The sequence below is a fragment of the Rathayibacter tanaceti genome (assembly GCF_001634385.1).
Classification (GTDB): Bacteria; Actinomycetota; Actinomycetes; order Actinomycetales; family Microbacteriaceae; genus Rathayibacter; species Rathayibacter tanaceti.
The window spans coordinates 1-11,588 of sequence record NZ_LIIN01000097.1 but is presented as its reverse complement, the minus strand read 5'-3'; the positions used below and the strand labels follow the sequence as shown (position 1 = coordinate 11,588).

The window sequence follows — 11,588 nt, the reverse complement described above, 5'->3', positions numbered from 1 at the left end:
TCGCGGCAGGGCCGCGGCGACGCCCGTCCGAGGGACCGCGGACGCCCCCTCCCGACGGGGCGAGGGAAAGCCGCTCGCGCTGCGTCCCCGGCCTCCCGTCTCAGGCCTGCGCTCGTCTCCCGGAGGGAGGGAGCGGGTCGGGATCGCCGCCGGTCCCACACCGGACGCTCAGCGCCGATAGTTCGGCGCCTCCACCACCATCTGTATGTCGTGAGGGTGCGACTCCTTGAGCCCGGCCGCGGTGATCCGCACGAACCTGCCGCGCGCCTTCAGCTCGGGGATGGTGCGCGCGCCGACGTAGAACATCGACTGGCGGAGTCCCCCGGCGAGCTGATAGGCCACGTTCGCGAGCGGGCCGCGGTAGGGCACCTGGCCCTCGATGCCCTCGGCGATGAGCTTGTCGTCGGTGGGCACGTCGGACTGGAAGTAGCGGTCCTTCGAGTAGGAGGTGCGCTCCCCCCGGGTCTGCAGGGCTCCGAGCGAGCCCATGCCGCGGTAGGTCTTGAACTGCTTGCCGTTCTGGAACACCAGGTCGCCGGGGCTCTCCTCGCAGCCGGCGAGGAGCGAGCCGAGCATCACCGTGTCGGCACCGGCCACGAGCGCCTTAGCGATGTCGCCGGAGTACTGGAGGCCTCCATCGGCGATCACGGGGACACCGGACTCGCGGGCCGCGAGGGAGGCTTCGTAGACGGCGGTGACCTGCGGCACGCCGACGCCGGCGACGACGCGGGTGGTGCAGATCGAGCCGGGACCGACCCCGACCTTGATCGCGTCGGCCCCTGCGTCGACGAGCGCCTGAGCGCCGGAGCGGGTGGCGACGTTGCCGCCGATGACGTCGACTCCGGTGAACGCGGAGTCGGCCTTGAGCCGGCGGATGATGTCGAGGACGCCCGCGGAGTCGCCGTTCGCGGTGTCGACCACGATCACGTCCACGCCCGCTTCGAGGAGCGCGGTGGCGCGCTGCCACGCATCCCCGAAGAAGCCGATGGCGGCGCCGACGCGCAGGCGGCCCTCGTCGTCCTTCGTGGCGTTGGGGTACTGCTCCGACTTGTCGAAGTCCTTGACGGTGATGAGCCCGGCGAGCTTGCCCTGCGCATCGACGAGGGGGAGCTTCTCGATCTTGTGCTGCGCGAAGAGAGCGATGACCTCGCTGTCGGGGATGCCGACGCGCCCCGTGATCAGACCGGAGCTGGTCATGACGTCGCGGACGAGCGTGGTCGCCTTCTCGAAGGGCGAGACGAACCGCATGTCGCGGTTGGTGATGATGCCCACCAGAACACCGGACGAGTCGACGACCGGGAGGCCGCTGATGCGGTACTGCCCGCAGAGTTCGTCGACCTGCGCGACGGTGGCGTCCGGAGTCGTGGTGACGGGGTTCGAGACCATGCCCGACTCGCTCCGCTTGACCCGGTCGACCTGGTCGGCCTGATCGGCGATGGAGAGGTTGCGGTGCAGCACCCCGAGCCCGCCCTGGCGGGCCATCGCGATGGCCATGCGCGCCTCGGTGACGGTGTCCATCGCGGCCGAGAGCAGCGGAGTCGCCACGCTGATCCGCTTCGTCAGCCGGGAGGCCGTGTCGGCCTCGCTCGGGATGACGTCGGTGTGCCCGGGGAGGAGCATGACGTCGTCGTACGTGAGTCCGAGGAATCCGAAGGGATCCGGCTGGTCCATCAATGCCCCTTAGCAGGTCGAGAGCGGCGGCCCTGAGGAGACACGGAGGTCTGCTCCGCACGAGCCACGGTTGTTCGATCTTAAGCGCCGAGCGGGCGGGTCTATTCCTCTCGGGAGCGCCCTGGGAGCACGTCCCGTGCAGTGGAGCGCTCTCCTCTCCCGCATAATGTCGTCACGCGTCCGTGCCGGTGAGGAAACACAGCCGACACATGTGGAACGTATGGTCGACCAACGTTGTTTGACGACGGCTATTCGGCTCTGCCCGGAGACCCCATCCGTCTGTGCACCCTGACGAGAGGTAAACGTCTTGCTCACAGCCTGCCGTTCGATGCGCCGCCAGCGCTCGACGACCCCGCGCCCGACGGACAGGGAGGCGCCCCGTGGATAGGAGACGCACCGGACTCCGCGACCGGCTGCTGGCCCTCGGCCTCCTCGCCGCGTCGCTCACCGGGATCGCGGCCGCCGCCCCCGCCGCACTCGCCGCCACCACCGCCGACCAGTCGATCATCGCCTGGGTCCGCGTGCAGGGGACGAACGAGAACCTGACGGGAGTGTCCGTCGAGCTCGGCGGTGACGCCTCGGCGACCGTGACCACCGGCGAGGACGGCCGGGCCACGTTCCCCCTCGAGGCCGCCGGCAGCTACACGGTGACCGTCGACGAGGAGACGCTCCCCGCTGACAAGGGCTATCCGGGGGCCGGGCAGAACCCGAAGCAGGTGAAGATCGTCGCCTCGCAGAACCAGATCGTGAACTTCATCGTCTCGACCGCGAACCCGAAGGGCACGGGAGCGACAGTCCCCGTCCCGACGGACTCCGCCGCTCCGACGAACCCCGCGACGGAGGGCACGACCGGGAACGACGCGACGAACCCCGACGGCACGTCGAACGCCGTGAGCCAGCCGGTGTCGGCCGACACGTTCTGGATCATCTTCTGGCCCAAGGTCGTCACCGGCCTGATCTTCGGACTCCTGATCGCTCTCGCGGCGATCGGCGCCTCCCTGATCTACGGCGTCACCGGTCTGAACAATTTCGCGCACGGCGAGCTGGTCACCTTCGGTGCTCTGATGGCGTACCTCTTCTCCGGCGTCTTCGGGCTCCCGGCGCTGCTGGCCATCCCCATCGCCGTGATCCTCGGCGGCGCCTTCGGCTTCGTCCAGGACGGGCTGCTCTGGAAGCCACTGCGGAAGAAGGGCATCCAGCTCGTCCCCCTGATGATCGTGACCATCGGCCTGTCGTTGGCTCTGCGTTATGTGTTCGTCTTCTTCTTCGGGGCCGACCGCCTCTCACTTCCCAATAGCACGGCTCCGTACCTCACGGTGCCGACCCTCGGGATCAGCCTGAAGTTCACCGACATCGTGGGAGCGGTCATCGGCGTCGTGTGCATCGTCGGAGTCGCCTACGTGCTCACGAAGACCAAGATCGGCAAGGCGATGCGCGCGGTCTCGGACAACCGGGCCCTCGCCTCCGCCTCGGGCATCAACGTCGAACGCGTCATCCGGGTCGTCTGGGTGATGTCGGGCGCACTGGCCGCCCTCGCGGGCGTGTACATCGGCTTCTATCAGTCGCTGCGCTGGGACACCGGGGCGTCGATCCTGCTGCTGATCTTCGCGGCGATCACGCTCGGCGGCCTCGGCTCCGCCTACGGCGCACTGGTCGGCTCGCTCATCATCGGACTGATGATGAACATCTCGACGATCTGGATTCCGGAGAACCTCAAGTACGTGGCTCCGCTCATCCTCATGATCATCATCCTCCTGGTCAGGCCGCAGGGAATCCTGGGCCGCAAGGAACGGATCGGCTAGGACACCATGAACCTCAACTTCATCTGGCTGGCGATCGGGCAGATCGTCGATCCCACCGTCGCCGCGTACGCGCTGGCGACCATCGGCCTGGTCATCCACTTCGGATTCACGGGGCTGCTCAACTTCGGACAGGCCGGCTTCATGGCGGTGGGCGGATACGCGTTCGCCATCACCTCGGTCAAGTTCGAGTGGCCCGTCTGGGGCTCGTTCCTCGCGACGATCGTCGCGGCGACGGTCTTCGCCCTCATCCTCGGCATCCCGACGCTCCGGCTGCGAGCCGACTACCTCTCGATCGTGACGATCGCGGCGGCCGAGATCGTGCGACTCTCGGTCAAGACACCCGAGTTCTCGGCGATCACGGGCGGCTCCGAGGGCATCAACGGCGCGGCGAAGGCGTTCAACGACCTCAACCCGCTGCCAGAGGGCCGTTGGGGAATCGGCGTGCTCACGTACAGCCAGGACCAGTGGTGGGTGCGGATCGTCGGCTGGGGCCTCGTGCTCCTGGCCTGCCTCCTGGTGTTCCTCCTGATGCGCAGCCCCTGGGGCCGCGTCATCAAGGGCATCCGCGAGGACGAGGACGCCGTGCGCTCGCTCGGCAAGAACGTGTTCTCGTACAAGATCCAGGCGCTCATCCTCGGAGGCGTGCTCGGCGGTCTCGCGGGAGCGCTGTTCATCCTGCCCCGCTCGCTCCAGCCCGACAACTACGGCACCCAGCTCACGTTCTTCCTCTACACGATCATGCTGCTGGGCGGCGCCGCGACGGTCTTCGGGCCTGTCGTCGGCTCGATCATCTTCTGGGTCGTCCTTGGTCTCACCGACGGACTGCTCACGCTCGGGATCGACACCGGGGTCCTCAACAACGACCTCATCCGCCTCACGACCGTGCAGACCGGACCCATCCGGTTCATCGTGGTGGGGGTGGCCCTCATGCTCCTGGTGATCTTCAGACCCCAGGGGATCTTCGGCAAGAAGAAGGATCTGCACTTTGCCTGACACGACCACGACTCGAACGCCGGTCTCGGAGATCACCGAGGACACCATCGTCCCCGGGGTCAGAAAGAAGGACCCCATCGTCGTCGCCGACGGCGTCAGCCGCCGCTTCGGCGGCCTCACCGCTGTCGACGTCGCCCACGTCGAGATCCCCCGCGGCTCCATCACCGCCCTGATCGGCCCGAACGGAGCCGGCAAGACCACGTTCTTCAATCTGCTGACCGGCTTCGACAAGCCCAACACCGGGACCTGGAACTTCAAGGGGAAGAACCTCGCGAACGTCCCGGCCTACAAGGTGTCCCGGATGGGCATGGTGCGCACGTTCCAGCTCACCAAGGCCCTCGGCGGGATGACGGTGCTCGAGAACATGCTCCTCGGCGCCAAGGGCCAGAAGGGCGAGAACATCCTCACCTCGCTCATCCGGCCGCTCTGGTCGAAGGAGGAGGAGTCGATCGAGGCGCGCGCGATCCGCCTGCTCGAGAAGTTCAAGCTCGACACCAAGAAGGACGACTACGCGTCGAGCCTGTCGGGCGGGCAGAAGAAGCTCCTCGAGATGGCACGGGCACTGATGTCGGAGCCCGAGCTGGTCATGCTCGATGAGCCGATGGCGGGCGTGAACCCGGCACTGACGCAGTCTCTCCTCGGCCACATCGTGAACCTCAAGCACGAGGGCATGACCGTGCTCTTCGTCGAGCACGACATGCACATGGTCAACACGATCGCCGACTGGGTGATCGTGATGGCCGAGGGCAAGGTCGTCGCGGAGGGCCCGCCGTCGACCGTGATGAACGACCAGGCCGTCATCGACGCCTACCTGGGGGCGCACCACGACACCGACCTCGGGACAATCGAGGGCCAGCTCGAGATCGCCGAGGAGATGGAGTCGGACCTCGTCCGCGAGGACGTCGAGAAGCAGGCGGAGCAGGCGGGCATTCCGACGCCGGGGGACGATGCTCGGGCCGCCGCGCCGACGAGCGCGTCCCCGACGACCGACGCTCCCGCCGTCGAATTCGAGAAGGACGAGAAATGACCGCCGACACGACGACCCCGAACACGCTCGAGACCCACGATCTCCATGCCGGCTACGTGCCGGGGGTCAACATCCTCAACGGCTCGAACGTCTATGTGAAGCGCGGGGAGCTCGTGGGCATCATCGGCCCGAACGGCGCGGGGAAGTCCACGCTGCTGAAGGCGATGTTCGGACTGGTGAACATCCGCCAGGGCACGGTGGTGCTCAACGGCGAGGACATCACGGGGCTCAAGGCCGACAAGCTGGTGTCGAAGGGCGTCGGGTTCGTGCCGCAGAACAACAACGTCTTCCCGTCTCTCACCATCGAGGAGAACCTCGAGATGGGGGTCTACCAGAAGCCGAAGACGTACCGCCAGCGGCTCGAGTTCGTGACGGAGCTGTTCCCCGAGCTGTCCAAGCGCCTGAAGCAGCGCTCGGGATCGCTCTCCGGAGGCGAGCGCCAGATGGTGGCGATGTCGCGTGCCCTGATGATGGACCCGTCGATGCTCCTGCTCGACGAGCCCAGCGCGGGCCTGTCGCCGATGCGTCAGGACGAGACCTTCGTCAATGTGCAGCGGATCAACCGCGCGGGCGTCTCGATCATGATCGTCGAGCAGAACGCCCGCCGCGCCCTGCAGATCTGCGATCGCGGCTACGTGCTCGACCAGGGGCGCGACGCCTACGAGGGCGCCGGCCGCGAGCTGATGAACGACCCGAAGGTGATTGAGCTGTACCTCGGCACGCTGGCGACGACCAACGAGGTCACCACGAGCACTCCGACCGTCGGCGGCTGAGCGCCACCGCGAAGGGCCCACCGTCTCCGGATGGCGGGCCCTTCGCCGTTCCCGGAGCGTCCCGTCCGCCGTGGCGAGTCATCGAGCTTTCTCCGCAACGGAGGCCCTCGAGAGGGTGACAGCACCGTGGCCGTTCTGACGTAGTTTTGGGGACACGGGTCGTCCCCGACACGGAATAGCCCGCCTCACCTCGCCCGCCGGTGGAGCTTCGATCGGCCGCCGGGTCCTCTCTCCCGCAGCGCCACGAGTGCTGCGGCATCCGCTTCGAAGGAGCCGATCATGAAGAGCTACACCCCCGCACCCGTCGCCGTCGGCGCCACCTTCGGCACCGGCGCGATCGGAGACTACGACCGCTGGAGCGTTGTCGGCGTCTACGCGCAGGTGGTCATCGCCGAGACCACGGGCGGCAAGCGTCGCAACTACAGTCGCTCGTTCGTCACCTACCGGCTGGCGCAGGAGGCGGAGCTGCTCCGCGCCTCCTAGGCCCTCTCAGCACGCCCCGAGCGCGCGTCCCCCGTCGCCACAACGGACGGGAGGGCGCGCGCTCCGTCGTCGGCCGGGAGCGGAGAGTGTCGCCACGGACGCAACGGGCTCCGGCACGACGAAGGGGCCCGGTCCGAAGACCGAGCCCCTCTGTGGAGGCGACCGGAGCCGCGCCACCGCGTCGTCAGTTCAGCGAACCCTCGACGGTCTCCTCGAACGAGGTGGTGTTACCCGCCCCGTACTTGTAGATCGAGACCGAGGCCTCGCTGGTGTCGCCGTTGTCGTCGAACGAGATCGGGCCGGACAGGCCGTCGTAGTCGATGTCCTCGCCGTCGGCGATCAGCTTCGCGCAGTCGGCGAAGGTCGTGCACTTCGTGCCGCCCTCCGACACCGCCTTGAGGTTGTCACGGATGGTCGCGCCGTCCGTTGCGCCGCCTTGGAGCGAGGCGAGAGCCGTCAGGATGGTCGCGTCGTACGACTCCGGCGCGTAGCTGAAGACAGTGAGCGGCGGGTTGCCCTGCGACTCGACGAGGGACTGCAGCGACGACTGGAAGTCCTCGGACGCCTGCACACCCGGGTTGGTGAACTGCGCACCCGCGATGTCGACGTTGGTGTCCGACTCCTTGATGACACCGTAGTTGCCGTCCGTGCCGTAGAGCTTCGAGAAGTCGAAGCCCTTGGCCGAGAGCTGCTCCGCGATGGTCTTGATCTCGTCGAACGAGATGACGACCAGCGCGTCGGGGTTCGGCGCGAGGACCGAGGTCAGCGCCGAGTTGAAGTCGGTGGACGCCGGCTCGAAGATCTCCTCGGCCGCGACGACTGCGCCGCCCGCCTCAAGGGTCTCCTTGATGTTCTTCTCGAGGCCGGTGCCGTACGCGTCGTTCATGTAGAGGATCGACACGTTCGTCTTGCCGTCGCCGAGGATCTTGTTGCCGAGGATGCGGCCCTGGAGCACGTCCGAGGGGGCGGTGCGCCAGTAGTAGCCGTCGTCGTCGTAGGTGGTGAAGTCCGGCGAGGTGTTGGCCGGCGAGATCTGCACGACGCCCGCCTGGGTGACCTGGTCGATGAAGGTCTTCGAGACGCCCGAGGACGCCGCACCGATGATCGCGGACACGTTGTCGGCGAGCAGCGAGGTCGCGGACTGGGTCGCGATGTCGGTCGTGGTGTCGCCGGAGTCCTTCTGCTCCGCCTCGATCGAGATGCCGGCATCGGCGTCGGTGATGTCGGCGACCGCCTGCTCAACGCCCGCGATCTCGGGCGGGCCGAGGACGGCGAGGGTTCCGGTCTGGGGGAGGATCGTGCCGATCTTCAGGGACAGACCGCCCGAGTCGCCGTCGCCACCCGATCCGCTGTCGCCACCGCCGGCACAGCCGGCCAGGACGAGAGCGCTGGCGCCCAGAATGGCGACGCCGCCGAGGGTTGCCCGGAGGGACCGCGCGCGGGCCGAGCCGGCCTTCGCGTAAACGCCCATGTTGCTCCTTGAGAGGTGTGTGTCAGTGGGAGCGGCGCCGGTGGCAACCGCTCGGCCAACCTAACCTCCGAAGCAGCCGTGAACAATACAGGGGTGTTACCAAAAGGTTTCGCGACCGGATCGTTACTTTTTCGCCGCCACGTCAGGGCTGAACGACGCGTTCCGCACTTCCGGCCGAGAAACGGCGCCGGCGGCGCTCGGCTGCGACGAGGTCGACTGAGAAAACGGCCAGGGCGGCCCACACCAGTGCGAAGCCGATCCAGCGCTCCACCGGCATCTCCTCGTGGAGCACGAAAGCCCCCACGAGGAACTGGAGGAACGGCGTCAGGTACTGCACGAATCCGACGATCGAGAGCGGGAGCCGACGGGCCGCGCCGGCGAACAGTAGCAGCGGCACGGCGGTGACGATCCCGGCCGAGGCGAGGATCAGGGCGTGCCCGACGCCCTCGGTCGTCAGCGTCAGGCCGACCATCGAGCCGACCACGACCAGCTGCACGACGGCGAGGGGAGTCAGCCACAGGGTCTCGAGCATGAGGCCGCCGGCGGCGTCGACGCGTCCGCCCACCCGGCTCTTCACCAGCCCGTACAGGCCGAACGAGAAGGCGAGGGCGAGGGAGATCCACGGGAACGCGCCGAAGCCCACCGCGATGACCAGCACGGCGACCGCACTCATGCCCATCGCGACCCACTGGGCGGGTCGGAGGCGCTCGCGCAACACGAGGACCCCCAGCAGCACGGTGACCAGCGGGTTCATGAAGTAGCCGAGAGCAGCCTCGATCACGTGGCCGGTCGTCGTGGCGATCACGTAGACCTGCCAGTTGATGTAGATCAGCACACCGGCAATCGCCATCACTCCGAGCAGGCGCGGCTGCCGCAGCAGCGCGGCGAACGACCGCCAGCCCCGGGTCACCGTGAGCAGGATCACGCAGAACGCCAGCGAGAACAGCACGCGGAACGCGACGATCTCGAAGGGCGAGGCCGGCGCCATCGCGATGAAGTAGAGCGGCATCGCACCCCAGAGCAGGTACGCGCCGAAGGCGAACAGCAGCCCGGTCGACGACATGCCGCCCGCGGGCCGCTGCACCGGCTCGCCCGCCCCGACGGGCGCACCGGCGGTCGATGGGGCGAGGGGTTCGGCGGGGGTGCGGGAGGCGGACACTCCCCCGATCCTACGCACGGCGTCGACCGCAGAAGGGGGCAGAGGGCCGTCGCGGCCGGCGGATCAGGCCACTCGTCGCCAGGAGGACCGACCGGGGACGACGGAGGGCCCGGCGACCGAGGTCGCCGGGCCCTCCGAGGAGTCCGGACTAGCGGACGACGACCGCGAGGACGTCGCGCGCCGACAGGACCAAGTAGTCCTCACCCGAGAACTTGACCTCGGTTCCGCCGTACTTGGAGTAGATGATCTTGTCACCGACCGCGATGTCGAGGGGCACGCGGTTGCCGTTGTCGTCGATGCGACCGGGCCCGACGGCCACGACCTCGCCCTCCTGCGGCTTCTCCTTGGCGGTATCGGGGATGACGAGACCGGAAGCGGTCACCTGCTCCGCCTCGACCTGCTTGATGACGATGCGATCTTCGAGCGGCTTAATGGACACCGACACGGTTGACCTCTTTCTTGACGACGAGATGGGCGGAGCGTGGTTCTGGCACACACGCTCCGAGAGTGCTAGATCCATCGTAGGGGCTCGGCTGGCACTCGTGCAATCAGAGTGCCAAGCCGGACGGCCGAGCGGCCGGAGCCTGTGGCCTACCATGGCCGGATGCGACGCGACGAGCTGGTCGAGCTCCTCTCCCCCGAGGGTCTCCGGCTCCTCGACTCCCTCGACGGGTACCGGTCGGACGACCTCGTCCGCGCCGTCGCCCGCCTCCGCGCGGCCGGCCACTCGCCGGTGCTGGTTGCTGCGGTGCTGACCCAGGCGCGCCTTCGACAGAAGGCCGAGGCCAAGTTCGGCGAGTTCGCCCGCTCGATGCTCTTCACCGACGCCGGCCTCGAGCAGGCGACGCGGTTGCGCGTCGCGGCCCTGCATGCCGGCCGGTTCGCCGCCGCCGGAGCGAGCCGGATCGCCGACCTCGGCAGCGGCATCGGCGGCGACGCCCTCGCGATGGCCGCCATCGACCTGGAGGTGACGGCGGTCGAGGCCGACGAGGTCACCGCGACGCTGGCGAGCTTCAACCTCGCCCCGTTCCCCCGTGCGGGCGCAGCGCACTCCCGCGCGGAGTCGTTCGACCTGACGGGCTTCGACGCGGTGTACCTCGATCCCGCCCGCCGCACGGCCGGTCACCGAGAGACCCGGCGCCTGGACGACCCCGACGACTACTCGCCCTCGCTCGACTTCGCGTTCGGCCTCGCCCGGCACCGGCCGGTGGGCGTCAAGGTCGGTCCGGGGTTCGATCGCGAGCGGCTTCCCGAGGAGGCGGAGGCGCAGTGGGTCTCGGTCGATGGCGAGCTGGTCGAGACGGGCCTGTGGTTCGGCGCGCTCGCGCGACCGGGAGTGCGCCGCTCCGCTCTGCTGATCGGCGCGGGGGCGACCGCCGAGCTCACCGCTGCCGGGGACAGCGAGGATGAGGAGGTCGGCGCTCTCGGCGCCTTCGTGCACGAGCCCGACGGCTCCGCGATCCGCGCCCGGCTGCTGGGCGAGCTGGCCCGAGAGAGCGGCTCGCGGATGCTCTCGCCCGGGATCGCCTACCTCACCGGCGACGAGGCCGCCGTGTCGCCGTTCCTCCGCAGCTTCCGCGTGCTGGCCGAACTTCCGCTGGACGAGCGCACCCTGGCCAGGGAGCTGCGCTCGCGCGGCATCGGAGTGCTCGAGATCAAGAAGCGCGGGGTCGACATCGACCCCGCCCGGTTCCGCAAGCGGCTCGGCCTCGCAGGTCGCGCCAGAGCGGTCCTCATCCTGACGCGGATCCAGGGCCGCCACCGCGCGCTGCTCGCCGAACGCGTCGAGCGGTCCTCCGTCGGCTGAACGCGGGAGCGGTCAGGAGCCCGAATTGACCGCACCGAGGGCGATCGAGAAGACGACGATCGTGATCGCCAGGTAGACCAACGACACCAGGATGCCCACGACGCCGGTGATGATCGCGGTCAGCGCGAGGCCGCGCGCGCCCGGCTCGCGGCGCCGACCGAGGAAGCCGAGGACGACAGCGGGCGCCGAGAGGATGAATCCGAAGCCCCAGGCGAAGATCGAGACGACGAGCCCGACGATACCGAGGATCATCCCGACGAGGCTCAGCGTCCGCGGGACGACAGGCGCCGGGGAGCCGACGGAGCCCGGGGGGAAGGTGTGGGCCGACGCGGCGGGATACGGCGGCGCGGCGTTCGAGGGCGGAGCGGGCGCTGGCGGCAGCGGCGTGCCGTAGACCGGCGG

Annotated in this window: 11 protein-coding genes; 6 read left to right on the top strand and 5 right to left on the bottom strand. The window is 68.7% G+C overall.

The window, feature by feature from the left end; all coding sequences use genetic code 11:
- Positions 1–168: 168 nt before the first annotated feature.
- A complete protein-coding gene (guaB, locus tag ACH61_RS11445) occupies positions 169–1,671 on the bottom strand; it encodes an IMP dehydrogenase (protein ID WP_068212194.1) in 1,503 nt (500 codons plus the stop codon).
- 380 nt (positions 1,672–2,051) lie between these two features.
- Between guaB and ACH61_RS11440 the strand changes: the two genes are divergently transcribed.
- From ACH61_RS11440 to ACH61_RS17450, 5 genes are all read left to right on the top strand, one after another.
- Positions 2,052–3,473 (top strand): branched-chain amino acid ABC transporter permease, encoded by a 1,422-nt coding sequence (locus ACH61_RS11440; protein ID WP_068212192.1) that lies wholly within the window; start codon positions 2,052–2,054, stop codon positions 3,471–3,473.
- Positions 3,474–3,479: 6 nt separating this feature from the next.
- Entirely contained in the window at positions 3,480–4,466 is a 987-nt protein-coding gene (locus ACH61_RS11435; protein ID WP_068212190.1) for a branched-chain amino acid ABC transporter permease, read from the top strand.
- Positions 4,459–5,493, top strand: a complete 1,035-nt coding sequence (locus ACH61_RS11430) for an ABC transporter ATP-binding protein (RefSeq protein ID WP_068212189.1) — start codon at positions 4,459–4,461, stop codon at positions 5,491–5,493. The genes ACH61_RS11435 and ACH61_RS11430 overlap by 8 nt, the downstream gene beginning before the upstream one ends.
- Positions 5,490–6,266, top strand: coding sequence for an ABC transporter ATP-binding protein (locus ACH61_RS11425; RefSeq protein WP_068212188.1), 777 nt, complete (start codon positions 5,490–5,492; stop codon positions 6,264–6,266). Before ACH61_RS11430 ends, ACH61_RS11425 begins: the two co-directional genes overlap by 4 nt.
- Before the next feature lie 279 nt (positions 6,267–6,545).
- The gene (locus ACH61_RS17450) at positions 6,546–6,749 is read left to right on the top strand and encodes a hypothetical protein (RefSeq protein WP_068212187.1); all 204 of its coding nucleotides are present in this window, start codon (positions 6,546–6,548) and stop codon (positions 6,747–6,749) included.
- 184 nt (positions 6,750–6,933) lie between these two features.
- Here the strand turns inward: ACH61_RS17450 and ACH61_RS11415 are convergent, their stop codons facing one another.
- The 3 genes from ACH61_RS11415 to groES all read right to left on the bottom strand — a co-directional run bounded on the left by ACH61_RS11415 (position 6,934) and on the right by groES (position 9,824).
- A complete protein-coding gene (locus ACH61_RS11415; RefSeq protein ID WP_068212186.1) occupies positions 6,934–8,220 on the bottom strand; it encodes an ABC transporter substrate-binding protein in 1,287 nt (428 codons plus the stop codon).
- Between the two features lie 142 nt (positions 8,221–8,362).
- Complete coding sequence (rarD, locus tag ACH61_RS11410; protein WP_068212196.1) at positions 8,363–9,283, bottom strand: EamA family transporter RarD; 921 nt, start codon at positions 9,281–9,283, stop codon at positions 8,363–8,365.
- 244 nt (positions 9,284–9,527) lie between these two features.
- Positions 9,528–9,824 carry a co-chaperone GroES gene (gene groES / locus ACH61_RS11405; protein ID WP_068212185.1) on the bottom strand — a complete coding sequence of 99 codons (297 nt, stop codon included), beginning with the start codon at positions 9,822–9,824 and terminating at the stop codon, positions 9,528–9,530.
- A 159-nt stretch (positions 9,825–9,983) separates the two neighbouring features.
- Here groES and ACH61_RS11400 point away from each other — a divergent pair, with 159 nt between their 5' ends.
- On the top strand, positions 9,984–11,186 hold the full coding sequence (locus ACH61_RS11400) for a class I SAM-dependent methyltransferase (protein ID WP_068212182.1): 1,203 nt from the start codon (positions 9,984–9,986) through the stop codon (positions 11,184–11,186).
- Positions 11,187–11,198: 12 nt separating this feature from the next.
- Here the strand turns inward: ACH61_RS11400 and ACH61_RS18460 are convergent.
- The coding region (locus ACH61_RS18460; protein ID WP_082845218.1) for a DUF4190 domain-containing protein at positions 11,199–11,588 on the bottom strand (390 nt) is incomplete at its 5' end.

What these genes read in the sequence shown, in the direction of transcription:
- ACH61_RS11435 (WP_068212190.1), top strand. Translation starts at nt 3,480, where the DNA reads ATGAACCTCAACTTCATCTGGCTGGCGATCGGGCAGATCGTCGATCCC.
- ACH61_RS11415 (WP_068212186.1), bottom strand. Translation starts at nt 8,220, where the DNA reads ATGGGCGTTTACGCGAAGGCCGGCTCGGCCCGCGCGCGGTCCCTCCGG.
- rarD (WP_068212196.1), bottom strand. Translation starts at nt 9,283, where the DNA reads ATGTCGTCGACCGGGCTGCTGTTCGCCTTCGGCGCGTACCTGCTCTGG.
- ACH61_RS11425 (WP_068212188.1), top strand. Translation starts at nt 5,490, where the DNA reads ATGACCGCCGACACGACGACCCCGAACACGCTCGAGACCCACGATCTC.
- ACH61_RS11400 (WP_068212182.1), top strand. Translation starts at nt 9,984, where the DNA reads ATGCGACGCGACGAGCTGGTCGAGCTCCTCTCCCCCGAGGGTCTCCGG.
- guaB (WP_068212194.1), bottom strand. Translation starts at nt 1,671, where the DNA reads ATGGACCAGCCGGATCCCTTCGGATTCCTCGGACTCACGTACGACGAC.
- ACH61_RS17450 (WP_068212187.1), top strand. Translation starts at nt 6,546, where the DNA reads ATGAAGAGCTACACCCCCGCACCCGTCGCCGTCGGCGCCACCTTCGGC.